Below are 24,747 nucleotides of genomic sequence, written 5' to 3' on the forward strand. Positions count from 1 at the left end.
CCACGGAACCGACTGCCATGCCCGCCTGCCCCGCGCCGAACGCCCCCTCCGCCGACCTGCTGTCCCGCCTTGCCGCCCTGCTGGGGCCGGCCGGCCTGCTGACCGAGCAGTCGGACGTCGAGCCGTTCTGCACCGACTGGCGCGCGCTGTATCACGGACGGGCGGCGGCGGTGCTGCGCCCGGCCAACACCGCGGAACTGGCCCAGGCGGTGGCGCTGTGCGCCCGCGACGGCGTCGCCATGGTGCCCCAGGGCGGCAACACCAGCATGGTAGGCGGCGCCACGCCCGATGCCTCGGGCCGCGCGGTCGTCATCTGCCTGTCGCGCATGAACCGGGTGCGGCGGATCGATCCGGTCGACCTGACCATGGAAGTCGAGGCCGGGGTGACGCTGAAAGCCGCGCAGGACGCGGCGCGGGAGGCCGGGCTGATGCTGCCGCTGTCCATCTCGTCCGAAGGGTCGGCCCAGATCGGCGGCGTGCTGGCGACGAATGCCGGCGGCAACAATACCGTCCGCTACGGCAATGCACGCGAACTGGTCCTGGGGCTGGAGGCCGTTCTGCCCGATGGTCAGGTGTTCCACGGCCTGCGCCGGCTGCGCAAGGACAATACCGGCTACGCCCTGCGGCAGCTTTTCGTGGGGTCGGAAGGCACGCTGGGCATCATCAGCACCGCCATCCTGCAGTTGCAGCCGCAGCCCCGCGCCGTCGAGGCCGCGTTGTGCGCGTTGGCCGACCCGGCGGCGGCGCTGGCCCTGTTCGCCGCCTTCCGCGCGCAGGACCCGGCCCTGATCCAGGCGTTCGAATACATGTCCGGCGCCGGCATGGATCTGGTCACGACCCTGGTGCCCGGCGCCAGCCTGCCCCTGTCCGAACCCGCCCCGGCCTACGTGCTGGTCGAACTGGCCACCCCCCGGGCGAATGCCGACCTGCGCACCGCGCTCGAGGACGTCCTGGGCGCCGCGCTGGAAGACGGCACCGTCAGCGACGCCGTCATCGCCGAAAGCGAGGGCCAGCGCCTGGCGCTGTGGAAACTGCGCGAGGAACATGCCGAGGCACAGCGCCGCGCCGGGGCCAGCATCAAGAACGACGTGTCGGTCCCCGTTTCCCACGTGCCGGACCTGATCGCCCGGGCCTCTGCCGCCTGCGTGGCTCTGGTCCCGGGCATCCGCCCCGCGCCGTTCGGCCACATCGGCGACGGCAACATCCATTTCAACCTGGTGCAGCCCGAAGGCATGGACCCCGCCGCCTTCCTGGCGATGGACCACCGCATCATGGACACGGTGGCGGACATCGTCCGCGACCTCGACGGCTCGTTCTCAGCCGAACACGGGGTGGGCCGGCTGAAGCCCTACATGATGCCCGACTGGCGCGGCGGCGCCGAACTGGCGACCATGCGGCGGATCAAGGAGGCCATCGACCCGGGCTGCGTGATGAACCCCGGCGCGGTCTTCCCCTCCGACGAGCAGCCGGACGCCCCGGCCCACCCGGGCTGAGCAGGCAGGGCATGCGCAGGCGGGTGGGAAGACGATCCGCCTCCATAACAGTCGTATAGCACCTATGCCGCGGGGCTTTCACCCCGCACCATGGAAAGCTACATAGGCATATGTCGTTCGCCCGGTCCGCCACCAGCCTGCCGCCGAGATCGCGCTTGCCGATGCTGGACCGCTATGTGCTGCGCCAGCTTCTGCTGGCGCTGGTGGCGACCACGGGCGGCCTGTCGGCTCTGATCTGGCTGACGCAGTCGCTGCGCTTCGTCTCGCTGGTGGTCGAACGGGGCCTGTCGCTGCGGGTCTTTATCGGGCTGACCGGTCTTCTGGTCCCCTCCTTCGTCGCCGTCATCCTGCCCATCACCACCTTCGTGGTGGTGCAGTTCGTCTATCAGCGCCTGGCCGGCGACCGCGAACTGACCGTCATGCGCGCGGCCGGCCTGTCGCCCTTCTTCATCGCCCGGCCTGGACTGCTCTGTACCGGCATGTCGGTCGCGGCATGCTTCCTATTGAATCTCTGGATTGTCCCGATGTCGTACCACGCCTTCCGGCAGTACGAATTCCAGATCCGCAACCGCATGGCCGCCTTCATGCTGCAGGAAGGCGTCTTCACCCCGGTGTCCGACACCATGACGGTCTATATCCGCACGCGCGACCGGGACGGCACCCTGCACGGCATCATGGTCGAGGACGACCGCCAGCCCACCAGCCAGGCCACGATCCTGGCCGAACACGGTACGATGCTGGTGATCGACAACCAGCCGCGCGTCGTCCTGTTCAATGGCTCGCGCGAGGAAATCGACCGCAAGACCGGTCGGCTGAACGTCCTGACGTTCCAGCGCAACACCATCGACCTGACCTCGTCACACGGGGATCAGGCCCGCTTTCGCGATGCCACGGAACTGTCCCTGCACGAACTGCTGCACCCCAACCCGCTGGAGGTCTCGTCCCGCGATCGCGGCAAGTTCGCCGTCGAGGCCTGGCGGCGGCTGACCACGCCGTTCACCGCCTTCTCGTTCGCGATGATCGGCCTTTTCAGCGTGCTGCGCGGCGCATTCTCGCGCCATGGCAGCATCCTTCGCCCGGCGGTGGCGATCATGAGCGTCGTGGGCCTGCTGGCCCTCAGCCTGCTGGTGCAGAATCTGGCAAGCCGGAATACCGGGCTGATCCCGCTGATGTGGATCGAGGCCATCGTGCCCGGCGTCGCCTGCGCGGTGATCCTGTTCCTGCCCGAATGGCGCTGTGCCCGGCAGCGGCATGCCGGCCTGCCCGGCGCAATGGGGCCGTCGCGCCCATGACCGTCTCGGTCACGCTGTCGTTCTACATCGCCCGCCAGTTCATGCTGGCGGTCATGGCGATGATCCTGTCGCTGACCGGGCTGGTGTCCCTGTTCGACTTCATCGACCTGCTGCGGCGGGTGGCGACCCGCCCCAATGTGCCGACCTCGCTGGTCAGCGAAATCGCGATCCTGCACGTCCCCTATTTCATGATCGAGATCCTGCCGTTCGGGGTCCTGCTGGGCGGCATCGTCTGCTTCTGGCGCCTGACCCGCTCGTCCGAACTGATCGTGGCGCGCGCCGCCGGGATTTCCGCCTGGCAATTCCTGACCGGGCCGCTGTCCTGCGCCCTGCTGATCGGCGCCCTGGCCACCGGGGTGCTGTCGCCGCTGTCGTCGATGATGTTCCGCCGCGCCGAAACGCTGGATCATGTCTATCTGCGCAACGGCGGCGGGCCGCTCGACCTCGCCGACGGGGCGCTGTGGATCCGCCAGGCCGATACCGCCCTCAGCCCGCACGGGGTGGCCATCCTGCATGCCCGCTCGGTGCATCTGCAGGGCAAGGTCCTGCAGATCGGCGGCATCAGCCTGTTCCGGCTGGACGAGACCGACCATCTGATCGTCCGCATCGAGGCCCCGCGCGGCCACCTGGGCAAGGGCAAATGGATCTTCGAGGACGCACGCAGCGTCCATCCCGACCGCCTGCCGGTCGCGGTGGGGGATTTCGACCTGCCGACGGACCTGACGGTGCCGCGCGTGCAGGACAGCTTCGCCTCGCCCGACACGCTGTCGGTCTGGGCGCTGCCGGGCTTCATCGCGCTGCTGGAGCGATCGGGATTTTCGTCCATCCGCCACCGGCTGCATTTCCAGACCCTGCTGACCCTGCCGATCCTGTCGGGCACCATGGCGCTGGTGGCGGCCGGATTCTCGATGCGCCCGACGCGGCGCGGCGGCGTCGCGCGCATGATCGGCAGCGGCGTCGCCGCCGGATTCGCCCTGTTCACGATTTCCAAGGTTGCCGCCCAATTCGGCGATTCCGGCGCCATGCCGCCTGTTTTGGCGGCCTGGGCCCCGACGGGGGCGGGACTCTGCCTTGCAGTTTCTCTTCTGCTTCATTTAGAAGACGGATAATGCCAAGTCCTGAACCCCGCCGCCCGTTTCGCCATGTCCGCGGCCTTGTCCGGGACGGGCACCCACAGGCACGCGGCACGCTGCTGGCCGCCACGATGCTGGCGGGCACGCTGGTGGGCGCCGCGGTACAGACCCATCGCGCCCGCGCGCAGGTCCGGCCCCTGCACGTCGATCTGGGCGGCCCGATGTCCGAAAAGGACCCGGTGACCTTCCAGTCCGACACCGTCAACTACGACAATCCCAACGGCATCGTGACTTGGTCGGGCAACGTCCAGATCTGGCAGAACGACCACGTCCTGCGCGCCGACACCGTCACCTACGACCGCAATACCGGCATCGCCGCCGCGTCGGGCCATGTCGCGATGGTCGAACCCGACGGCACGGTGCTGTTCACCGACTATGCCGAACTGAGCAACGGCATGCGCGACGGCATCAGCACGCGCCTGCATATCCTGATGACCGACAACGCGAAGCTGGCGGCAAACGGCATGCGCCGGGTCGACGCGCGGGTGAACGACCTGGCCCGCGCGGTCTACACGGCGTGCGAGATCTGCGCGAAACATCCGCAACGCCCGCCCTTCTGGCAGTTGCGCGCCTACGACGCGACCCACGACACCGAACACAAGCGCATAGATTTCCGCGATGCCTATGTGGACATGCTGGGCATCCCGGTCATGTATCTGCCCGCGTTCTCGATGTCCGATCCGTCCGTCAAGCGGCAGAGCGGGTTCCTGACACCCGGGATCACGCCGCACGACCGCTACCTGGGCGCTTACTTCACCATTCCCTATTACTGGGTGATCGACCGGCAGTCCGACATGACGATCCAGGGCCTGGTGTCGACCCGCACCGGGCCGCAGATCAGCACCCAGTACCGCAACGTCATGAATTTCGGCACCCTGAGCATCGTGGGGGGCGTCGCCTACGACACCCACCGCCAGGGCTCCTACGTCAACACGTTCGGCAACACGGCCGAATCGACCAACGATCACGGCATCCAGGGCTACGTCTTCGCCCAGGGCAAGGCATCGATTTCGCGCAACTGGCGCGTGGGCGCCAACATCAACCTGGCCAGTTCGGCGAACTACATGCGTGACTACCGCATTTCCGGCTACGGCCAGGAAACGCTGTCGTCCAACGTCTATCTGGAAGGTTTCGGCACCGGCGCCTACTCACGGATCGACGCGCAGGCCTACCAGGGCCTGAACCAGGGCGTCATCCGCAACAGCGACCTGCCCTGGGTGCTGCCCCGCTACACCTACAGCTATTTCGGGCAGCCCGACGCGCTGGGCGGGCGCTTCGCCCTCGACACCACCGATTTCTACGTCTACCGCGCCAACGGCGTGTCGGACCAGCGCGGACAGCTCTCGCTGAACTGGGACCGGCCCTTCCACAACCGGCTGGGGCAGCTCTGGATGCTGACCCTGCATCTGGAATCCGCAATCCATCGGGCAACGGCCCTGAACGAACAGCCGCTCTATGCCCCCACCATGCGCCAGCAGGTCACCGGGCAGGTCCTGCCGACCGTCGCGCTGAAGATGAACTGGCCGTTCCTGCGCACCTTCAACCGGGGCAAGGGCACGCAGATCCTCGAACCGATCGCCCAGATCATCGCGGCGCCCAATACCGGCAACGGCCGGACCAGCTACCTGCCGAACGAAGACAGCCTCAGCTATGAATTCACCGATTCCACGCTGTTCTCGCTGAACCGCTATCCGGGGACGGACCGCCTGGACGGCGGGTTGCGCGGCAATTTCGGCGTCCACGGCAACTGGACCTGGAACGGGCATGAAGTCGACACGCTGGTCGGCGAAAGCATCCAGGAACATATCGAGCACGACCGCATTCCCTATTCGGGGCTGAACCACCATCTGTCGGACGTCGTCGCCCGCGCGCGCATCGCGCCGAGCCGCTTCATCGACGTTACGGGCCGGGTGCGCGTCGACCCCTATGCAAAGCGGATCGATTTCGGCGACGGGCTGATCAGCACCGGTGTCGACCATTTCCGCGTCACCGGCGGCTATGTCTATGAACCGGTGACCCCGTACTATTATTATGCCACCAATATCCAGACCGGCGCGCCGCCGGCGGCCTACAATGCGCGGATGAACGAACTGACGCTCGGCGCCTCGACGAACTGGCAGCACTATCACCTGTCGGGATTCATCCGCCGCAGCCTGGCGCGGCAGCAATTCGTCGCCATGGGTGGCGACGCGGGCTACCAGAACGACTGCTTCGCCTTCGATATCATGTATCTCAAGCAGTACACGTCCATCGGCGGCCAGCAGCGCAATTCGACCATTATGTTCACCCTGACTTTCAAGACCATCGGGTCCTTTGGTATCCATGGCTGACCACATGCATAAGAGACCGAACAGCATGCGAGCCCGCTTTTCCAAGACCGCGTTTCCCCCGCACGGTAGCAGGACCGGCCGTGGCGTCCTGTCGTTCGCCCTGGCGGCCGGACTTGCGGCCTGCGTCGGCGGCGCGGCGCTGGCCGCCCCGCCGGCGCCGGTTGCGGACGATGTGTCGATCCACCAGGATTCGATCGTCGCGGTCATCAACGGCACGGTGCTGACCCGCCGCGACGTCGACAATCGCGGCCGCCTGTTCGCCCTGTCGTCCGGCCTGAACGTCAGCGACGAGGTCATGACGCGCCTGCGCCCGCAGATCGTCCGGCAGTTGATCGACGAGCGCCTGCGCCAGCAGGAAATGCTCTCGCGGCACATCAACGTCCCGCCCGAGCAGATCGCAGCCTCGATCGCCGATATCGAGCATCGCAACGGCATGCCCCAGAACGCGCTGCGCGACCGGCTGGCCCAGGACGGGATCTCGCTGACCACCCTGATCGACCAGATCCGCGTGCAACTGGGCTGGACGCAGGTGCTGCGCGAGGAGATGGGCGCGCGCGGCCGCACCACCGCCGCCGAAATCGCCCAGCGCGAGGAAGCGCTGCGGCACGAGGACGGCAAGCCGCAGTACATGATCAGCGAAATCTTCGTGCCGGTCGATGATCCCCGCCATTCCGAGAACGAGCTGAAATTCACCGAGACGGTCATCCAGGAACTGCGCAACGGCGCCCCCTTCCCCATCGTCGCCGCCCAGTTTTCGCAGAACCAGTCGGCGCTGGATGGCGGCATGATGGGCTGGGTACAGGAAGACAGCCTCGATCCGCAGGTCGTGGCGGTGGTCCGGCAGATGCCGATCGGCGCCATTTCCAACCCTATCCGGGTCGCAGGCGGTTTCGTCATCGCGACCCTGGAGGGCCGCCGCACGGTCGGCCACCAGATGGGCACGGTGCTGTCGCTGCGTCAGGCCTTCCTGCCGTTCACGACGCAGCTGAACCCCCAGAACCCGACCGAGCAGCAACGGGCGACCCTGCAGCAGGCGACGCAGATTTCGAACAGCGCGCATTCGTGCGAAGATCTGGAGGCGGTCAATCGCAAATACGGCGAGAAGCGTCCGTCCAACCCTGGGGAGCTGGTGCTGGAGCGCATCAATCCGCAGATGCAGCAGGTGCTGGCCGGCCTGGCGGTGGGCAAGGCCAGCCGTCCCCTGGTCTCGACCGACGGGATCGAGATCCTGATGGTCTGCGGCCGCCAGCAGAAGAATTTCGCCCAGCAGACCCCCAGCGAGATCGCGGACCAACTGCTGAACGAACGGGTCGAACAGACGTCGCGGCAGCTGAACCGCGACCTGCACCGCCGCGCCGTCATCGAAATGCGCTCGAAGGCATGAGGACCGGCTCCTGACCATCCCCCTTCCCGGCGGGACGGCCGATCTCGAACCGCTGCGCGAGGTCATCGCCCGGCACGGGTTGGACGCACGCAAGGCACTGGGCCAGCATTTCCTGCTGGACCCGGGCATCACCACGCGCATCGCCGCCCTGGCCGGCGACCTCGCGGGCCGTCATGTCGTCGAGGTCGGACCCGGCCCCGGCGGCCTGACCCGCGCCCTGCTGGACAGCCCCGCCGAGACCGTCACGGCGGTGGAGATCGACCCGCGCGCCGTGGCGGTGATCGGCGAACTTGCCGCCCTGTTCCCCCAGCGCCTGCGCCTGGTCGAAGCCGATGCCACGCGCCAGGATCTTGCCGCGCTGTGCCCGGCGCCGCGCCAGGTGGTGGCCAACCTGCCCTATAATGTCGGAACGCCCCTGCTGGTCGGCTGGCTGCGACAGGCGGCCCAGTGGGAACGGCTGACCCTGATGTTCCAGATGGAGGTGGCCGAGCGGATCTGCGCCGCCCCGGACACGCCGCATTATGGTCGCCTGGCGGTGCTGGCGCAGTGGACCAGCGTGTGCGCTCTGGTGATGCGAATCCCGCCCGGGGCATTCTCGCCGCCCCCCAAGGTCTATTCCGCCGTCGTCAGCCTGACCCCGCATGCGACCCAGCCGGACCCCGCCCTGTTTCGCGCCATGGAGCAGGTCACGGCCGCCGCCTTCGGCCAGCGGCGCAAGATGCTGCGCGGCGCATTACGCCCACTGGGGGGCGAAACCCTGCTGGCGGCCGCCGGCATCAGCGGCGAACGCCGGGCCGAAACGCTGGACATCGCTGAATTCGACCGCCTGGCGCACTGCCACCTGGCACGGATTGGCGGACGCGCGGACGGCTGACGCCATCCCGCCTCTCAGCCGCCCGTTTTCGCCGTCTTCCGACGCGGGGCACGCCGAGCGGGCGCCTTGCCGCCGACCGCCAGGGGTTCCTCCACGTTATCCGCGACGCAGGACAGGGCCGCCGCACGTTCGGTGTCGAGCATATAATCCCGCGTCAGCGGCACGGCGTCGATCGACCGCGTGATCTGAAGCTGGAAATTCATGTGCCCCTGCACCCGGAACGACAGTTCCGCGCCGACCAGATAGAATTCGAACATCCGGCAGAACCGTTCGTCATACATGGCGGCGACCCGCGCGCGGCTGGCGGCGAAACGTTCGCGCCACAGGGCGATGGTCTTCGCGTAATGCAGGCGCAGCACTTCGCAATCCGTGACCCACAGGCCCGATTTCTCGATCGCCGCGAAGGTCTCGCTCAACGAGGGTGAGTACCCGCCGGGGAAGATATAGCGGTCGATCCAGGGGTTGGTCGATCCGGGGCCGTCATTGCGGCCGATGGAATGCAGCAGCATCACGCCGTCCTCGGCCAGGATGTCGTGCACGATGCCGAAGAACTGCCGGTAATGGCCGACGCCGACATGTTCGAACATGCCGACCGACACGATGCGGTCATACCGCCGGGTCACCGCGCGATAATCCACCAGTTCGAAACGGACCCGATCGGACAGGCCTTCCTCGGCCGCGCGCCGGCGCGCGACGCCCAGCTGCTCCTCGGACAGGGTGATCCCGGTGACCCGCGCGCCATAGTCCCGCGCCAGGGTCAGCGCCATGCCCCCCCAGCCACAGCCGATGTCCAGGACCTCCAGGTCCGGCCGGTCCAGGCGCAGCTTGGCGGCGATGTGGCGTTTCTTGGCCTCCTGCGCCTCGTCCAGCGTCTCGTCCCCGCGTGGGAAATAGGCGCAGGAATATTGCCGGTCCCGGTCGAGAAACAGGTCGTACAGCGCGCCGTTCAGATCATAATGGTGGGCGACGTTCCGCCGCGACCGCGACGCCGGGTTGAACTGCGTCCAGGTTCGCTTGCCATAGCGCACCAGGCTCGCGACCATCTCGCCGGCATGGCCTGTCCCCATGCTGTTGGTCATCAGCAGGTCCAGCAGGTCGTACAGCGTGCAGCCGTCGGGTACGACGGCACCGTCCATGTAGGCTTCGCCGAACGCCAGGCCGGGATTGAAGATCAGCCGGCGCTCGACCGACGGGTAAAGAATCCGCATCGCCGCCACGGGGCCCGGTGCGCCGACGTAGGTACGGCGCGTTCCGTCGGCAAAGACGACGTCCAGCCGCCCCCGGGAGATGAAACTGCGAAGGACCCTGTCGATTACGGGCGTCATTGGCGCTTCTCCATGCAGTTCGCATGGCAAACATGACCGCTGGATGACGATCCGTAAAGAACCGGAATGGAGACTTTCCCCAGCCTTTCCAAAGACAAAGGCCCGGGGGAGCGATGCTCCCCCGGGCCTTTGCAGACGTCTGCGGCGCGCAACGCGCCACAGGATGCCCGATGGATCAGGCTTCCGCCGCGTCCTCGGCCGCCGTCTCCTCGACGAGGGCTTCCTCGACGAAGCCCGACGGCTCGTCGTCCTCGACGCCGATGGCCTCGCCGCGCGCCTGGCGCTCGGCCTCTTCTTCCGACCGGGCCACGTTCACGGTGACGGGGATCGACACTTCCGGATGCAGGGCAACGCGGACCTCATACAGGCCCAGCTGCTTGATCGGATCGGCCAGCACCACCTGCGAACGCGCGACGGTCAGACCGGCGGCGGTCGTCGCCTCGGCGATGTCGCGGGTCGTGACCGAACCGTACAGGCTGCCGCTGTCGCCGGCCTGGCGGATCAGCACGACGACCAGGCCGTGCATCCGCTCGGACAGGCGCTCGGCCTCCTCGCGGCGCTTGATGTTCAGCGCCTCGAGCTGCACGCGCTCGCGGTCAAACCGCTCGCGGTTCAGGGCGTTGGCGCGAATGGCCTTGCCCTGCGGCAGCAGGAAGTTGCGCGCGTATCCCGGCTTGACCTTCACGATCTCGCCCATCTGGCCCAGCTTCTCGACGCGCTGGAGCAGGATCAGTTCTACTGCGGACATGACCTGTCTCCTCAGCCGACGATGTAGGGCAGAAGGGACAGGAAGCGGGCCCGCTTGATCGCCTGGGCCAGCTCACGCTGCTTCTTCGCGGACACCGCGGTGATGCGGCTGGGAACGATCTTGCCACGCTCGGACAGGAAGCGGCTCAGCAGGCGCACGTCCTTGTAGTCGATCTTCGGCGCGTTCGGGCCGGAGAACGGGCAGGATTTGCGACGGCGATAGAACGGCCGGCGGGCACCCACGGCCACGCGACGGGCGGCGGGATTGATCTCGGTGGTGTCAGACATGAATTCTTACTCCGCTTCGCCGTCGGTGTCGCGCGCGTCTTCACGCTCGCCGCGCGCCCGGAACTCCTCGCGATCGTCGTAGCTGCGACGGCCACCGCCGCCGCCACCGCCGCCGCGTCCGCTCTCGAACCGGCCGGTGGGCTTCGGACCACGGAAGCCGCGCTCGCGCTCGTCGCCCTTGCGGGACAGGATCACGGACGGCGCCTCGTCGATCTCGTCGACGCGCAGGGTCAGGACGCGCATCACGTCCTCGTTCAGGCTCAGCTGACGCTCGATTTCCTTGATCGTCTCGGACTTCGCATCCAGACCCAGAAGCATGTAATGCCCCTTGCGGTTCTTCTTGATGCGATAGGCCAGGCTGCGCAGGCCCCAATATTCGCGCTTCTTGACGGCGCCGCCTTCGGCTTCCAGCAGGCTGGCGATCCCGTCGGCGACGGCCTCGACCTGCTGCTGCGACACGTCATTACGCGCGATGAACACAGTTTCATACAACGGCATGGGAACTCCCTTCGGATAAAATCAACCCGACCGCGCCGGACACGGTCCGCACGGCGCCCCTCCCGCGGGGCATGGGTATAGCCGGGGCGATGCCGCGCCCGGGCAGGGAAGGAGGGGTGTGAAGCACGAACCCCGCCCGGCCACAAGGGAAAACTCCGCCACAGGCCGAAAAATCGGCCTTCAGGCCCCTCAGAGACGCAAAGCGGCGGGGACGACCAGCCCAAGCGCGTCGGGAATGTCCCAGATTTCGCGCATGGTGCGGACCTGCCGGAAGCCTGCGCGCAGGTAGGTGTCCAACGCACGCGGATGGTCGGCCGAACAGGTATTCACCCGCACGCTGGCCGGATGGAACGCCCAGGCGGCGTCGAGCGCCGCACGCAGGAAGGCCTGCCCTACCCCGCGCCCGATCTGGTCGGGCATCAGGCCGAAATAGGCCAGGTTCACTTCGCCGGCCACGCGGCAGTCCAGTTCGAAGAACCCGCCGATCCGCCCATCCTGCCACAGCACGTTCACCCGGATACCGGGATCGCGCAGCAGTGCGCCCAGTTCGGCATCCGGCATCGTCCGGCGCAGCCACCAGCAGTAATCCTGCCCGACGCCGTCATACAGGCTGCGATAGAGCGCGATGTCGGGGGCCGGATGGTGGACGATGCGATACCCGTCCGGCAACGCCGGCGCCGGGCCGGCGGGCGGACGGTCCATGCACAGGAACGTCACCACCACCGCCGCGCGGGTCATCGGCCCGGCGGGCCGGTTCAGGGCGCCCATCAGGCCCGGATCAGTTATCGTCAAGGAACGAGCGCAGCTTGCGGCTGCGGCTGGGGTGCTTGAGCTTGCGCAGCGCCTTGGCCTCGATCTGGCGGATGCGCTCGCGCGTCACGTTGAACTGCTGGCCGACTTCCTCCAGCGTGTGGTCGGTGTTCATGCCGATGCCGAAGCGCATGCGCAGCACACGTTCCTCACGCGGGGTCAGCGACGACAGCACGCGCGTCGTCGCCTCGCGCAGATTGGTCTGGATCGCGGCGTCCAGCGGGATGACCGCCGTCTTGTCCTCGATGAAGTCGCCCAGGTGGCTGTCTTCCTCGTCGCCGATCGGCGTTTCCAGCGAGATCGGCTCCTTGGCGATCTTCAGGACCTTGCGCACCTTCTCCAGCGGCATGCCCAGCTTCTCGGCCAGTTCCTCGGGCGCCGGCTCGCGCCCGATCTCGTGCAGCATCTGGCGCGAGGTCCGGACCAGCTTGTTGATCGTCTCGATCATATGGACCGGAATGCGGATGGTGCGCGCCTGGTCGGCGATCGACCGCGTGATCGCCTGGCGAATCCACCATGTGGCATAGGTCGAGAATTTATAGCCGCGACGATATTCGAACTTATCCACGGCCTTCATCAGGCCGATGTTGCCCTCCTGGATCAGGTCCAGGAACTGCAGGCCGCGATTGGTGTACTTCTTGGCGATCGAGATCACGAGACGCAGGTTGGCCTCGATCATTTCCTTCTTGGCGCGCGCCGAATCGCGCTCGCCGCGCGACACGGTCGCGTAGACGCGGCGGAATTCGCCGACCGGCAGGCCGGTTTCCTGCGACAGGGTGGCCACCTGGCCGCGCAGGGTCAGGACCGTCGCCGCATGCTTGGCGACGAAATTCTTCCACGCCTTGCCCGGCAGGGCGGACACCATATCCATCCAGCCCGGATCCAGTTCGCTGCCGCGATATTTGATCAGGAAGTCGTCGCGCGAGACCTTGGTGCTCTCGGCCAGGCGCAGCATCCGCCCTTCCAGGCCGTTCAGCCGCTGGAAGATCTCCTTCAGATGCAGCACCAGCACCTCGATACGGGTGTTGTGCAGGTGCACCTGCTGGACCTTGCCGACCAGTTCCTCGCGCAGCTTCTCGTACGATTTTTCGGACTTGTCCGACATTTCGGCGCCCGAGGTCAGGGTCTCCAGACGCTTGGACTGCAGTTTCTGCAGCCGCGAGTACAGCTCCTCGATTTCCTCGAACTGCGCGAGGATCTCGGGCTTCAGCTTCTCCTCCAGCGCCGACAGCGACAGGCCGGCGCCCTCGCCTTCCTCGCCGTCCTCGTTCTCCGGCGCGGTGTCGAAGCTCGCCTCGTCCTGCGGCTCGGCGCCGTCCTCCACCCCTTCGACGTCGGGGCCGGCGCCACCCGACTGCATGGCCTCCAGGTCCACGATGTCGCGCAGCAGCATCTCGCCTGCCTTCAGGCGCTCGTGCCACGAGATGATGGCCCTGAAGGTCAGCGGGCTTTCGCACAGGCCGCCGATCATCTCGTCGCGGCCGGCCTCGATCCGCTTGGCGATGGCGATTTCGCCCTCGCGCGACAGCAGTTCGACCGACCCCATCTCGCGCAGGTACATGCGCACCGGGTCGTCGGTGCGGCCCAGGCTTTCGGTGTCGACATTGCCCGCCGCGCCGCCGGTTTCCTCGCTTTCGGTATCGGCCTCTTCGGCCTTTTCCTCGCGATTGGCCTCGGTGTCGTCGTTATCTTCGTTCTCGACGACCTGAATGCCCATTTCGGACAGGACCGCCATGACATCCTCGATCTGCTCGGACGACATCTGGTCCTGCGGCAGGACGGCATTCAGTTCGTCGAACGTGATGTAGCCGCGTTCCTTGCCTCGGGCGATCAGCCTCTTGACGGCTCCGGATTGCGTGTCCAGCAGAGTGGTGTCGTTATCCTGTTCGCCAGAAGTCGCTTCCGAACCCGCGGCTGTCTTTGTCGCCATCGCCTGCCTAATCCCTACCTGCTATGCTGCCGCGGCGTCCGCCCCCGCGACGACATCACGGCCCGTTTCGGCATGCCGGCCCCACGCCCTTGGGGCCATGGCGCGCGAACGGACACGAAACGGCCATTCTATCGCATCTGACAATTTACAGTGTCGTGCAGGTGGTCGATTCGAGCGGTGAAGTCAAGGGCCGGCGCCCCGCCGGGCAAAAAACCTCAGCCCCCGTCGGGGTCGATTTCGCCGCGCCGCAGGGCCTCCCACGCCAGCAGGCGCGTGCGCAGGCTGTTCCACGCCCGCTCGTCCAGCGTGCCGGTGCACAGGCGCTCGGTATCGGCGCGGATGTCCTCGCCGAACTGCCGGACATTCAGCAGCGCGTAGAAATGCCACCATTCCTGGCCGATCTCGACGTCCATCAGGCTGTCCGGCGCGCTCAGCGACAGCGGCAGCGGCTGGGTGGCCAGCACGGCCTCGCGTTCGTCGCGCAGGCCGGCCGCGTCCAGGCCGGCGGCCAGCGCGCCCGCGTCCGGCAGGTCGCCGGCGGCCGCCATGTCCATCAGCCCGGCCCGCACCCGCGCCAGCCCCGCGGGCAGGTCCAGCCGGCAATAGGCATCTTCGACCTCGGGCAGCAGGTGCGGATGGCGCAGCAGGATGGCGGTCAGGATACGCATTCGTTCGTGCATCGTCGCCTGGGCGTCGAGCGGTGGGCGTTCCATGATCCGGACCGGGCGCGGCGCGGCGCCCGCGCCCTTGCCCCATGGCTTGCCCCCCTGTCCCCCCTGGCCGGGACGGCGGCGGAAGGTTTCGAAGAACCGGTCCAGCAGGGTGCTGCGATATTCCGCCGCCAGCCCCTTGTCGCCGATCAGGGCCGCGGCCTCGGTCAGGCGGCGACGCAGCGCCGCGCGCTGTTCCGGCCCCGGATCGCGCACGCCTTCGGTCAGCAGGTCGAACAGCACCTCGCCCACCGGCCGGGCGCCGTCCAGCAGGGTCGCGACCGCGCCCGCCCCCTGGCGGCGGAGCAGGCTGTCCGGGTCTTCGCCTTCCGGCAGGGCGCAGAAGCGCAGCGTCCGGTTCAGGTCCAGCAGCGGCAGCCCGGTCTCGGCTGCCTTGACCGCCGCCCGCCGCCCGGCCGCATCCCCGTCGAAGCACAGGATCGGCGCGGCCGATACCTGCCACAGGGCTTCCATCTGCTCGGCGGTCAGGGCGGTGCCCAGCGGCGCCACGGCACCGGGAAAGCCGCCCTGATGCAGGGCGATGACATCCATGTACCCCTCGACCACCACCAGTTCGACCGGTGGCGTCCCCCGTGGACGGACCGTCCGCACCGCCGCGCGGGCACGATCCAGGCCGAACAGGGTCCGCCGCTTGGAAAACAGCGCGGTCTCGGGGCCGTTCAGATATTTCGGCTGCCCGTCGCCCAGGATCCGCCCACCGAAGGACACCAGCGCCCCACGCCGGTCGCGAATGGGAAAGGTCACGCGGTTGAAGAACAATTCCCCCTTGGGCCGCCCGTCCTCGTCCAGCCGCATCAGCCCGGCCTCGGCCACCAGGTGAGGGGCGATTCCCTGCGCCTGCAATTCGGCCAGCACCCCGCCCCGCCCGTCGCCGGACCAGCCCAGGCCGAAGGCCGCGATCGTCTCGTCCGCCAGGCCCCTGCCGCGCAGATAGGCCAGGCCCGCACGCCCCTCCGGCGCGTGCAGGCGCCGGGTCCATGCGGCCTGCACGGCCTCCAGCACGTCGGACAGGGTTTTGGACCGTTGCTCGGCCTGGCGCTGGGCGGGGCCGGGGCGCGGCACCTCCAGCCCGGCCTCGCCCGCCAGTTCGGCGACCGCCTCGGGGAACGAACGACCCTCGCTCTGCATGACGAAGGAAATGACGTCGCCGTGCGCGCCGCAGCCGAAACAGTGGAAATGGTCGTCATAGACATAGAAGGACGGCGTCTTTTCCCCATGGAAGGGGCAGCACGCCTTCCAGTTCCGTCCCGAACGGGTCAGCTTCGTCCGCCGCCCGATCACCGAGGCGATGGGCGTGCGGGCGCGAAGCTCTTCCAGAAAGGCAGGATCGAGGGCCAAGGCGTCAGGCGGTCAGCAGGGACTTGGCCACCGCGCTGGCGCGGCCGGCGTCCAGCGCGGCGCCGAAACGGGCCTTCAGCTCGGCCATGACCTTGCCCATGTCCTTCATGCCCGTGGCGCCTACGCCGGCGATCGCCTCCCGCGCCGCCGCCTCCAGGGTCGCGGCGTCCAGTTCGGCCGGCAGGTAGGCGCGGATCGTCGCGATCTCGGCTTCCTCCTTCTCGGCCAGTTCGGCCCGGCCGCCCTGACGGTACAGCGTGGCCGATTCGACGCGCGACTTGATCATGCCGCGCAGGGTAGCCACCACCTCGTCATCGCCGATCTTGTCCACGCCGCGGGGCCGGGCGGCGATGTCGGCATCCTTTATTTTCGCCGAAATCATGCGCAGCGTGCCGACGCGCCCGGCTTCGCCCGCCTTCATCGCCGCCTTGAGGTCATCCATGAAACGTGCGCGCAGCGACATGATCCCGTATCTCCTGTAAATCCGGCAGACGGGGGGACCGCCCGCATGGAATATTCTTCCCATATCTTCCGTCCGAAACCGGGTGGGAATTTTCTTCCCAGCCCATCCGGACGCTGGTAGGAGATAATCCCGGAAGGAAAAATTCTCCATGCCGATGACGGTTGAAAACATCATTGAACGCCTGGGTGGCGCGGACAACGCGGCCCGCCTGGCCGGCGTCAGCACCGAAGCCGTCCGCAAATGGCGGCAGGCCCGTGCGATTCCACCCAAGCACTGGACGGTCATCCTGCGCCAGACCGGCCTGGCCCTTTCCGACCTGCAACCCGACAGCGCGTCCGACCGAGCGGAGACCCAGATGACTGCCTCCCCCCCTTCCGCCCCCAGCGCCGCGCCGCCGGCCGGCGCCACCGCCGCCCTGGTCCTGGCGGACGGCACCATCCTGTGGGGGCGCGGATTCGGCGCACACACACCCGCCCAGGGCGCCGCGATCGGCGAGCTGTGCTTTTCCACCGGCATGACGGGGTACCAGGAAACGCTGACCGACCCGTCGTTCGCCGGCCAGATCATCACCTTCACCTTCCCCCATATCGGCAATGTCGGCACCAACAGCGAGGATGACGAGGCCGCGCGCATCGCCGCCCGGGGCCTGGTGGTCAAGCAGGACCTGACCGAACCCGCCAGCTGGCGCGCCGCCCAGCCGCTTGGGTCCTGGCTGGCCGCGCAGGGGGTGCCGGGCATCTGCGGCGTCGATACCCGCGCCGTCACCCTGCGCCTGCGCGACGGCGGACCACAGACCGCGGTCCTGGCCTATCCCGCCGACAGCCTGTTCGACCTGGACGGCCTGCGCGCGCGCGCCGTCGCCTGGCCGGGGCTGGAGGGCATGGACCTGGCGAAGGATGTCACCTGCGCCGCCGCCTATTCCTGGGACCAGGGTACCTGGGCCTGGCCGCACGGTACGCAAACGCCGCCCGCGCGTCGCCGCCGCGTCGTCGCCGTCGATTACGGGGCGAAGCGCAACATCCTGCGCTGCCTGGTCAGCGCCGGATGCGACGTGACCGTCGTCCCGGCCACCGCCACGGCGGCCGAGATCCTGTCCCACGACCCCGCGGGCGTGTTCCTGTCGAACGGCCCGGGCGACCCGGCGGCGACCGCCGAATACGCCGTGCCGGCCATTCGCGGCGTGCTGGATGCCGGCAAGCCGGTCTTCGGCATCTGCCTGGGCCACCAGCTTCTGGCCCTGGCGCTGGGGGCGCGGACCTACAAGCTGGCGCGCGGCCATCGCGGCGCCAACCAGCCGGTCAAGGACCTGTCCACCGGCCGGGTGGAGATCACCAGCCAGAACCACGGCTTCGCGGTGGACGAGGCCAGCCTGCCCGAGGGCGTGCGCGTGACGCACACCAGCCTGTTCGACGGATCGAACGAAGGCCTCGCTTCGGACCGGCTGCCGGCCTTCTCGGTCCAGTACCACCCCGAGGCCAGCCCCGGCCCATCGGACAGTTTCTACCTGTTCGAACGCTTCGTCGCCCTGATCGACCGCACCACACCGACCGCCTGAAAGTCGCCCCATGCCCAAACGGACAGACATCAGATCCATCCTGATCATCGGCGCCGGCCCGATCGTCATCGGCCAGGCGTGCGAATTCGACTATTCCGGCGCGCAGGCCTGCAAGGCGCTGCGCGAGGAAGGGTACCGGGTCATCCTGGTCAATTCCAACCCGGCGACGATCATGACCGACCCGGGGCTGGCGGACGCCACCTACGTGGAACCGATCACCCCCGAATTCGTCGAGCGGATCATCCTGCGCGAAAAGCCCGACGCCATCCTGCCCACCATGGGCGGCCAGACGGCGCTGAACACTGCCATGGCGCTGGACAAGTCGGGATTCCTGGCGGCGCAGGGCGTCGAACTGATCGGGGCGAACGCCGAGGTCATCGACCGCGCCGAGGACCGGCAGAAATTCCGCGAGGCGATGGACGCGATCGGCATCGAAAGCCCGCGCAGCCTCATCGCCCATACGCTGGACGAAGCCCGTGCGGCGCTGGAACAGATCGGCCTGCCGTCGGTCATCCGCCCGTCCTTCACCATGGGCGGCTCGGGCGGCGGCATCGCCTATAACCGCGAGGAATTCGACCAGATCGTCACCTCGGGCCTCGACGCCTCGCCCACGACCGAAGTCCTGATCGAGGAATCCGTCCTGGGCTGGAAGGAGTACGAGATGGAGGTGGTCCGCGACAGCGCGGACAACTGCATCATCGTCTGCTCGATCGAGAACATCGACCCGATGGGCGTGCATACCGGCGATTCCATCACCGTCGCCCCGGCGCTGACCTTGACCGACAAGGAATACCAGCGGATGCGCGACGCCTCGCTGGCGTGCCTGCGCGCCATCGGCGTCGATACCGGCGGGTCGAACGTGCAGTTCGGCGTCAACCCCGCCGACGGCCGCATGGTCGTCATCGAGATGAATCCCCGCGTCTCGCGCTCGTCCGCCCTGGCGTCCAAGGCGACGGGTTTCCCCATCGCCAAGATCGCGGCGAAGCTGGCGGTGGGCTATACGCTGGGCGAACTGGCCAACGACATCACCGGATCGACCCCGGCGTCGTTCGAGCCCACGATCGATTACGTCGTGGTGAAGATCCCGCGCTTCACGTTCGAGAAATTCCCCGGCACCCCCGCCCTGCTGTCCACCAGCATGAAGTCGGTGGGCGAGGCGATGGCCATCGGCCGCTCGTTCCCCGAGGCCCTGCAGAAGGGGCTGCGGTCGATGGAAACCGGCCTGGCCGGCCTGGATCCGGTCGAGGCCCCGGGCGATGGCGGGATGGACGCCTTCCGCGCCGCCCTGTCGCAGCCCCGCCCGGAACGGATCCTGATGGCGGCCCAGGCCCTGCGCGCCGGCCTCGGCATCGAGGAAATCCAGGCGGCCTGCCGGTTCGAGCCCTGGTTCCTGCGCGAATTGCAGAAGATCGTGGCGGCGGAGCACGACGTCGTCCGCACCGGCCTGCCCGAGGATGCGCATTCCCTGCGCCGGCTGAAGGCGCTGGGCTTCTCGGACGTGCAGCTGGCGCGCCTGTCGGGCACCGACGCCGCCGAGATCGCGGCCCTGCGCGACCGCCTGGCCGTGACCCCGGTCTACAAGCGGATCGACACCTGCGCCGGCGAATTCGCCTCGGCCACGCCCTACATGTACTCGACCTACGAAGGCGGGTTCGGCGTGCCGGAATGCGAAAGCCGGCCGACCGACCGGCAGAAGATCGTCATCCTGGGCGGCGGTCCCAACCGCATCGGCCAGGGCATCGAATTCGACTATTGCTGCGTCCACGCGGCCTACGCCCTGCGCGAGGCCGGGTTCGAGACCATCATGGTCAATTGCAACCCCGAAACCGTGTCCACCGACTACGACACGTCCGACCGGCTGTATTTCGAGCCGCTGACCGCCGAGGACGTGATCGCCCTGATCCGGCGCGAACAGGCCGCCGGCACCGTCCTGGGCTGCATCGTGCAATATGGCGGCCAGACGCCGCTGAAGCTGTCCCGCGCGCTGGAGGCGGCCGGCATTCCGCTGCTGGGCACGCCCGCCGACGCCATCGACCGTGCCGAGGACCGCGAGCGCTTCCAGCAGATGCTGCACCGGGTGGGCCTGCGCCAGCCCGACAACGGCATCGCCCGCAGCCCGGCCGAGGCCGAGGACGTGGCCGAGCGCATCGGCTACCCCGTGGTGGTCCGCCCCTCCTACGTGCTGGGCGGCCGGGCGATGGAAATCGTCCATGACCGCGCCAGCCTGCAACGCTACATGCGCGTGGCGCTGCAACTGGCGGGCCATGATATCGCCTCCGGCCCCGTCCTGATCGACCGCTACCTGAACGACGCCATCGAGGCCGACGTAGACGGCATCGCCGACGGCCACAGCGTCTATGTCGCCGGGGTGATGGAACATATCGAGGAAGCCGGCATCCATTCCGGCGACAGCGCGTGTTCGCTGCCGCCCTATACGCTGTCGCCCGCCATCGTGACCGAGCTGAAGGCGCAGACCGAGGCGATGGCCCGCGAACTGGGCATCGTCGGCCTGATGAACGTCCAGTACGCCATCAAGGACCAGGAAATCTTCGTCCTGGAGGTCAATCCCCGGGCCTCGCGCACCGTGCCGTTCGTCGCCAAGGCCACCGGGGTTCCAGTCGCCAAGATCGGCGCCCGGGTCATGGCGGGGGCGAAGCTGGCGGAATTCCGCCTGGACGACCGCGCCGTCGCCCCGCATGTGGCGGTGAAGGAGGCGGTATTCCCCTTCAACCGCTTCCCCAACGTCGACACGATCCTCGGCCCGGAAATGCGCTCGACCGGCGAGGTCATGGGCCTGGACGCCTCGTTCGAGCGCGCGTTCGCCAAGTCGCAGCTGGCCGCCGGTGTGCGCCTGCCGCTGTCGGGCGTGGTGTTCCTGTCGGTGCGCGGCAGCGACAAGGCCGCCGTGACCCCGCTGGCCCGCCGTCTGGTGGACATGGGCTTCACCATCCTGGCCACCCGCGGCACCGCCCAGCGCCTGCGCGACGCAGGCGTCGAGGTCAAGGTGGTGAACAAGGTGCTGGAAGGGCGGCCCAACTGCGTGGACGCCATCCGGTCGGGCGACGTGCAGATGGTCATCAATACCGCCCAGGGCGCGCAGTCGGTCACCGACAGCTTCGACATCCGCCGTTCGGCCCTGACTTTGGGCATTCCGCACTTCACGACCATCGCCGGAGCACGCGCCGCGACCCATGCGATTTCGGCGATGCGGGAAGGACCGCTTGAAGTCGCGCCCCTTCAATCCTACTTTAGCGGATCGTTCTGAGCGTACCGCACCGACGCCGGGGCGGGGACCGGTCCTCCGGCCCCTGCCCCGGCGTGCTCGGTCTATGCGGTAGGCTCTTGTGGCAATTTTCATGTCAGTCGCATGACTGACCTTCACCCCGGGGACGCGCCTTGCAGAAATTTCCGATGACAGGCAAGGGCCTGCAGCGGCTGGAAGAAGAACTTCGCAAGCTCAAGAGTGAGGAACGCCCGGCCATCATCCGTGCGATCGCGGAAGCACGCAGCCATGGCGACCTGTCCGAAAACGCCGAATACCACGCGGCGCGCGAACGTCAGTCCTTCACCGAGGGCCGTATCCTCGAACTGGAAGACATCGTCTCCGCGGCCGAGGTGATCGACCCCGCGACCCTGTCGGGCGACCAGGTGAAGTTCGGCGCCCAGGTCAGCCTGGTCGACGAGGAAACCGACAAGGAAGCGACCTACCAGATCGTCGGCGTGCACGAGGCCGACATCAAGCAGGGCCTGCTGTCCATTTCCTCGCCGCTGGCCAAGTCGCTGATCGGCAAGCGGATCGGTGATTCCGTGTCCGTTCCGGCCCCCGGCGGGGACCGCACCTACGAGATCCTGGCCGTCACGTACGGCTGAGGACACGGACAAGACAATGCTGGGGACATGGGCATGATCACCCTGGACGACGTTCGCGCGGCCGCGTCCCGCATCGAGGGGCGCATCCTGCGGACGCCCACCGTGCCGTCGCACGCCCTGTCGAAGGCGACGGGCGCGGATGTCGTGCTCAAGCTCGACAACCTGCAGGCGGTGGGATCGTTCAAGGAACGCGGCGCCGCCAACAAGATGGCGCTGCTGACCCCGGCCGAGCGCGAACGCGGCGTCATCACCGTGTCCGCCGGCAACCACGCCCAGGGCGTGGCCCGCCACGCCTCCCTGCTGGGGATCGACGCGGTGATCGTGATGCCGCGCTTCACCCCGGCGGCCAAGGTGACGCGCACCGCCGGCTGGGGGGCGCGCGTGGTGCTGGAAGGCAACAGCTTCGCCGAGGCCACGGCCCACGCCAACGCCTTGTGCCAGCGCGAAGGGCGCGTGTTCGTCCACCCGTACGACGATCCGGCGGTCATGGCCGGCCAGGGCACCTTCGCGCTGGAACTGTTCGAGGATGCCGGGCCGCTGGACATGTTCGTCGGCCCCATCGGCGGCGGCGGCCTGCTGTCGGGCTGCGCGGTGGTGGCCACCGCCCTTCGGCCGGACATGGAGGTCGTGGGCGTGCAGGTCGAAAGCCATTCGTCCCTGTCCGCCTTCCCCGGCGACGAGGTCATGCCGCCCGGTGGCGCCACCATCGCCGAGGGCATTGCCGTCCTGCAGATCGGCCGCCAGCCGCTGGAGGTCATCCGCCGGCATGTCTCGCGCGTGCTGGTGGTGCCCGAACGCGCGGTCGAGGACGCGATCACCCTGATGGCCGAGGGCGCCAAGCAGGTCAGCGAGGGCGCGGGCGCCACCGCGCTGGCGGCCGTGCTGACCTATCCGGAACTGTTCCGGGGCAAGCGGATCGCCCTGCCGGTGACCGGCGGCAACATCGACAGCCGCATCCTGGCCAATACCCTGCTGCGGTCGCTGCTGCGCGACGGGCGGCTGTTGTGCCTGAAGATGGAAATCCCCGACCGGCCGGGCATCCTGGCCGATATCTCGCGCACCATCGGCGAGGCCGGGGGCAACATCATCGAGGTCTCGCACCAGCGTCTGTTCACCGCCCCCAGCGTCCAGGCGGCGGAACTGGAAGTGATGATCGAGGCCCGCGACCCGTCGCACGCGCTGGATATCATGGGCGAACTCTCGAAGACCTACATCGTCCGACGCGTCTGAAACGCGGGACGCTGTTTCTCCAACGACCGGGGTCCAGGGCCTCAGGCCCTGGTGGGTTCGGGCAAAGCCCGATTCTTCCCCCTCAGGCTTCGTCGAGGGTAAAACCCACCTTCAGCGTCACCTGATAATGGCTGACCTTGCCGTCAACCACATGGCCGCGCGTTCCCACGACCTCGAACCAGCGCAGCGAATGCAGCGTCTCGGACGCGCGGGCCAGGGCGTTGGAAATCGCGCCCTCGACCGTGTCGGGCGACGACCCGACCAGTTCGAGAACCTTGTAGACGTGATCGGACATCGTTTTTCTCCCTGATCCTGTGGAACGGGAAACGATGCCCGACGGCGGCGGTTCCGGCGGTTGCCTATTTGGTGCCGAACAGACGGTCTCCGGCATCGCCCAGGCCGGGACGGATATAGCCGTGATCGTCCAGTTCACGGTCGATCGAGCAGGTGACGATCTTCACGTCCGGATGCGCCTTCGACAGGAACGCCACCCCCTCGGGGGCCGCCAGCAGGCAGACGAACACCAGCTGCCGGGCGCCCGCGCGCTTCAGCCGGTCGATCGCGGCGGCGGCGCTGTGCCCGGTCGCCAGCATCGGATCGACGACGATGCAGACGCGCTCGCCGATATCCTCGGGCAGCTTCATGTAATATTCGACCGGCTCCAGCGTTGCCGGATCGCGGAACAGGCCGATATGCCCCACGCGGGCCGCGGGCACCAGGTCGAGCATCCCGTCCAGGATCCCGTTGCCGGCCCGCAGGATCGATACCAGGCACAGCTTCTTGCCCGACAGCAGATGCCCCTGCGTGTGCTCCAGCGGCGTTTCGATCTCCACCGCTTCCAGCGGCAGGTCGCGCGTGGCCTCGTAGGCCATCAGCAGGCTGAGTTCCCGCGTCAGGCGCCGGAACCCCGCCGTGGAGGTCGCCTTCTGGCGCAGGCGCGTCAGCTTGTGCTGGACGAGCGGATGGTCGAGCACGACCACCGAGGAAGGGTGGGATGTCTTTCGTTCGGTCATGGCACCCCTTTTAGATCACACCGCACGGCACGCCTATTGCGTATCGGGTACGAAATCCAGCGCCACGCCATTCATGCAATAGCGCTGCCCCGTCGGACGCGGACCGTCGGGGAAGACGTGGCCCAGATGCCCCTTGCAGGACGCGCAGTGCACCTCGACACGGACCATGCCGTGGCTGGTGTCGGTGGTGGTCTCGACCCCGCCCGGCAGCGCCTCGAAATAGGACGGCCAGCCGCTGCCGCTTTCGTACTTGGTTTCGGACCGGAACAGCGGCGTGCCGCAGGCCGCGCATCGGTACAGGCCGGGACGCTTCTCGTCGTTCAGGGGGCTGGAGCCCGGACGTTCGGTGCCGTGTTCGCGCATCACGCGGACCTGCTCGGGCGTCAGGACGCCGCATCCCGTGCCGCAGCCCGGCTTATCCTGTTCCATCTGTCCGTCTCCTG

At 67.9% G+C, this 24,747-nt stretch carries 21 protein-coding genes; 10 read left to right on the forward strand and 11 right to left on the reverse strand.

The window, feature by feature from the left end; all coding sequences use genetic code 11:
* Window positions 1-17: 17 nt before the first annotated feature.
* From HLH34_RS08010 to rsmA, 6 genes are all read left to right on the forward strand, one after another.
* Complete coding sequence (locus tag HLH34_RS08010; RefSeq protein ID WP_183119085.1) at window positions 18-1,493, forward strand: FAD-binding oxidoreductase; 1,476 nt, start codon at window positions 18-20, stop codon at window positions 1,491-1,493.
* 110 nt (window positions 1,494-1,603) lie between these two features.
* The gene (gene lptF / locus HLH34_RS08015; protein WP_183119086.1) at window positions 1,604-2,785 is read left to right on the forward strand and encodes an LPS export ABC transporter permease LptF; all 1,182 of its coding nucleotides are present in this window, start codon (window positions 1,604-1,606) and stop codon (window positions 2,783-2,785) included.
* Window positions 2,782-3,894, forward strand: coding sequence for an LPS export ABC transporter permease LptG (lptG, locus tag HLH34_RS08020; RefSeq protein ID WP_183119087.1), 1,113 nt, complete (start codon window positions 2,782-2,784; stop codon window positions 3,892-3,894). Before lptF ends, lptG begins: the two co-directional genes overlap by 4 nt.
* A complete protein-coding gene (locus HLH34_RS08025) occupies window positions 3,894-6,248 on the forward strand; it encodes an LPS-assembly protein LptD (protein ID WP_183119088.1) in 2,355 nt (784 codons plus the stop codon). The genes lptG and HLH34_RS08025 overlap by 1 nt, the downstream gene beginning before the upstream one ends.
* A 25-nt stretch (window positions 6,249-6,273) precedes the next feature.
* Window positions 6,274-7,632, forward strand: a complete 1,359-nt coding sequence (locus HLH34_RS08030) for a peptidylprolyl isomerase (protein ID WP_240162138.1) — start codon at window positions 6,274-6,276, stop codon at window positions 7,630-7,632.
* Window positions 7,633-7,642: 10 nt separating this feature from the next.
* Window positions 7,643-8,506, forward strand: a complete 864-nt coding sequence (rsmA, locus tag HLH34_RS08035; protein ID WP_183119311.1) for a 16S rRNA (adenine(1518)-N(6)/adenine(1519)-N(6))-dimethyltransferase RsmA — start codon at window positions 7,643-7,645, stop codon at window positions 8,504-8,506.
* A gap of 14 nt (window positions 8,507-8,520) precedes the next feature.
* On the opposite strand, the gene HLH34_RS08040 is transcribed toward rsmA, so the two are convergent.
* From HLH34_RS08040 to HLH34_RS08075, 8 genes are all read right to left on the reverse strand, one after another.
* Window positions 8,521-9,831: an SAM-dependent methyltransferase gene (locus HLH34_RS08040; RefSeq protein WP_183119090.1), complete on the reverse strand. Its 1,311-nt coding sequence runs from the start codon at window positions 9,829-9,831 to the stop codon at window positions 8,521-8,523.
* A 175-nt stretch (window positions 9,832-10,006) separates the two neighbouring features.
* Window positions 10,007-10,579 (reverse strand): 50S ribosomal protein L9, encoded by a 573-nt coding sequence (rplI, locus tag HLH34_RS08045; protein WP_183119091.1) that lies wholly within the window; start codon window positions 10,577-10,579, stop codon window positions 10,007-10,009.
* A gap of 11 nt (window positions 10,580-10,590) precedes the next feature.
* The gene (rpsR, locus tag HLH34_RS08050; RefSeq protein WP_182944436.1) at window positions 10,591-10,866 is read right to left on the reverse strand and encodes a 30S ribosomal protein S18; all 276 of its coding nucleotides are present in this window, start codon (window positions 10,864-10,866) and stop codon (window positions 10,591-10,593) included.
* A gap of 6 nt (window positions 10,867-10,872) precedes the next feature.
* A complete protein-coding gene (gene rpsF, locus HLH34_RS08055) occupies window positions 10,873-11,364 on the reverse strand; it encodes a 30S ribosomal protein S6 (protein WP_183119092.1) in 492 nt (163 codons plus the stop codon).
* A 189-nt stretch (window positions 11,365-11,553) separates the two neighbouring features.
* Complete coding sequence (locus HLH34_RS08060) at window positions 11,554-12,132, reverse strand: GNAT family N-acetyltransferase (RefSeq protein ID WP_183119093.1); 579 nt, start codon at window positions 12,130-12,132, stop codon at window positions 11,554-11,556.
* 10 nt (window positions 12,133-12,142) lie between these two features.
* Window positions 12,143-14,104, reverse strand: coding sequence for an RNA polymerase sigma factor RpoD (rpoD, locus tag HLH34_RS08065; RefSeq protein WP_183119094.1), 1,962 nt, complete (start codon window positions 14,102-14,104; stop codon window positions 12,143-12,145).
* 215 nt (window positions 14,105-14,319) lie between these two features.
* Window positions 14,320-16,173: a DNA primase gene (gene dnaG, locus HLH34_RS08070; RefSeq protein WP_183119095.1), complete on the reverse strand. Its 1,854-nt coding sequence runs from the start codon at window positions 16,171-16,173 to the stop codon at window positions 14,320-14,322.
* Window positions 16,174-16,177: 4 nt separating this feature from the next.
* Window positions 16,178-16,636 carry a GatB/YqeY domain-containing protein gene (locus tag HLH34_RS08075; RefSeq protein ID WP_183119096.1) on the reverse strand — a complete coding sequence of 153 codons (459 nt, stop codon included), beginning with the start codon at window positions 16,634-16,636 and terminating at the stop codon, window positions 16,178-16,180.
* Between the two features lie 148 nt (window positions 16,637-16,784).
* Here HLH34_RS08075 and carA point away from each other — a divergent pair, with 148 nt between their 5' ends.
* The 4 genes from carA (at window position 16,785) to HLH34_RS08095 (ending at window position 23,291) form a co-directional block, all read left to right on the forward strand.
* A complete protein-coding gene (carA, locus tag HLH34_RS08080) occupies window positions 16,785-18,191 on the forward strand; it encodes a glutamine-hydrolyzing carbamoyl-phosphate synthase small subunit (RefSeq protein WP_183119097.1) in 1,407 nt (468 codons plus the stop codon).
* A gap of 10 nt (window positions 18,192-18,201) precedes the next feature.
* The gene (gene carB / locus HLH34_RS08085) at window positions 18,202-21,456 is read left to right on the forward strand and encodes a carbamoyl-phosphate synthase large subunit (RefSeq protein ID WP_183119098.1); all 3,255 of its coding nucleotides are present in this window, start codon (window positions 18,202-18,204) and stop codon (window positions 21,454-21,456) included.
* 131 nt (window positions 21,457-21,587) lie between these two features.
* Complete coding sequence (gene greA, locus HLH34_RS08090) at window positions 21,588-22,061, forward strand: transcription elongation factor GreA (protein WP_183119099.1); 474 nt, start codon at window positions 21,588-21,590, stop codon at window positions 22,059-22,061.
* A gap of 33 nt (window positions 22,062-22,094) precedes the next feature.
* Window positions 22,095-23,291 carry a threonine ammonia-lyase gene (locus HLH34_RS08095; RefSeq protein WP_183119312.1) on the forward strand — a complete coding sequence of 399 codons (1,197 nt, stop codon included), beginning with the start codon at window positions 22,095-22,097 and terminating at the stop codon, window positions 23,289-23,291.
* Between the two features lie 82 nt (window positions 23,292-23,373).
* On the opposite strand, the gene HLH34_RS08100 is transcribed toward HLH34_RS08095, so the two are convergent.
* The 3 genes from HLH34_RS08100 to msrB form a co-directional block, all read right to left on the reverse strand.
* Window positions 23,374-23,586, reverse strand: coding sequence for a dodecin (locus HLH34_RS08100; protein ID WP_183119100.1), 213 nt, complete (start codon window positions 23,584-23,586; stop codon window positions 23,374-23,376).
* 64 nt (window positions 23,587-23,650) lie between these two features.
* On the reverse strand, window positions 23,651-24,304 hold the full coding sequence (gene upp / locus HLH34_RS08105; protein WP_183119101.1) for a uracil phosphoribosyltransferase: 654 nt from the start codon (window positions 24,302-24,304) through the stop codon (window positions 23,651-23,653).
* A 33-nt stretch (window positions 24,305-24,337) separates the two neighbouring features.
* Window positions 24,338-24,733 (reverse strand): peptide-methionine (R)-S-oxide reductase MsrB, encoded by a 396-nt coding sequence (gene msrB, locus HLH34_RS08110; RefSeq protein ID WP_183119102.1) that lies wholly within the window; start codon window positions 24,731-24,733, stop codon window positions 24,338-24,340.
* Between the last annotated feature and the right edge of the window lie 14 nt (window positions 24,734-24,747).

The sequence above is a fragment of the Gluconacetobacter azotocaptans genome (assembly GCF_014174355.1).
Lineage (GTDB): Bacteria > Pseudomonadota > Alphaproteobacteria > Acetobacterales > Acetobacteraceae > Gluconacetobacter > Gluconacetobacter azotocaptans.

Bases quoted from the DNA above. Each gene is read 5' to 3' on its own strand.
- HLH34_RS08010 (WP_183119085.1), top strand. From the start codon at position 18: ATGCCCGCCTGCCCCGCGCCGAACGCCCCCTCCGCCGACCTGCTGTCC.
- lptF (WP_183119086.1), top strand. From the start codon at position 1,604: ATGTCGTTCGCCCGGTCCGCCACCAGCCTGCCGCCGAGATCGCGCTTG.
- lptG (WP_183119087.1), top strand. From the start codon at position 2,782: ATGACCGTCTCGGTCACGCTGTCGTTCTACATCGCCCGCCAGTTCATG.
- HLH34_RS08025 (WP_183119088.1), top strand. From the start codon at position 3,894: ATGCCAAGTCCTGAACCCCGCCGCCCGTTTCGCCATGTCCGCGGCCTT.
- HLH34_RS08030 (WP_240162138.1), top strand. From the start codon at position 6,274: ATGCGAGCCCGCTTTTCCAAGACCGCGTTTCCCCCGCACGGTAGCAGG.
- HLH34_RS08040 (WP_183119090.1), bottom strand. From the start codon at position 9,831: ATGACGCCCGTAATCGACAGGGTCCTTCGCAGTTTCATCTCCCGGGGG.
- rplI (WP_183119091.1), bottom strand. From the start codon at position 10,579: ATGTCCGCAGTAGAACTGATCCTGCTCCAGCGCGTCGAGAAGCTGGGC.
- rpsR (WP_182944436.1), bottom strand. From the start codon at position 10,866: ATGTCTGACACCACCGAGATCAATCCCGCCGCCCGTCGCGTGGCCGTG.
- rpsF (WP_183119092.1), bottom strand. From the start codon at position 11,364: ATGCCGTTGTATGAAACTGTGTTCATCGCGCGTAATGACGTGTCGCAG.
- HLH34_RS08060 (WP_183119093.1), bottom strand. From the start codon at position 12,132: ATGGGCGCCCTGAACCGGCCCGCCGGGCCGATGACCCGCGCGGCGGTG.
- rpoD (WP_183119094.1), bottom strand. From the start codon at position 14,104: ATGGCGACAAAGACAGCCGCGGGTTCGGAAGCGACTTCTGGCGAACAG.
- HLH34_RS08075 (WP_183119096.1), bottom strand. From the start codon at position 16,636: ATGTCGCTGCGCGCACGTTTCATGGATGACCTCAAGGCGGCGATGAAG.
- carA (WP_183119097.1), top strand. From the start codon at position 16,785: ATGCCGATGACGGTTGAAAACATCATTGAACGCCTGGGTGGCGCGGAC.
- carB (WP_183119098.1), top strand. From the start codon at position 18,202: ATGCCCAAACGGACAGACATCAGATCCATCCTGATCATCGGCGCCGGC.
- HLH34_RS08095 (WP_183119312.1), top strand. From the start codon at position 22,095: ATGATCACCCTGGACGACGTTCGCGCGGCCGCGTCCCGCATCGAGGGG.
- HLH34_RS08100 (WP_183119100.1), bottom strand. From the start codon at position 23,586: ATGTCCGATCACGTCTACAAGGTTCTCGAACTGGTCGGGTCGTCGCCC.
- upp (WP_183119101.1), bottom strand. From the start codon at position 24,304: ATGACCGAACGAAAGACATCCCACCCTTCCTCGGTGGTCGTGCTCGAC.
- msrB (WP_183119102.1), bottom strand. From the start codon at position 24,733: ATGGAACAGGATAAGCCGGGCTGCGGCACGGGATGCGGCGTCCTGACG.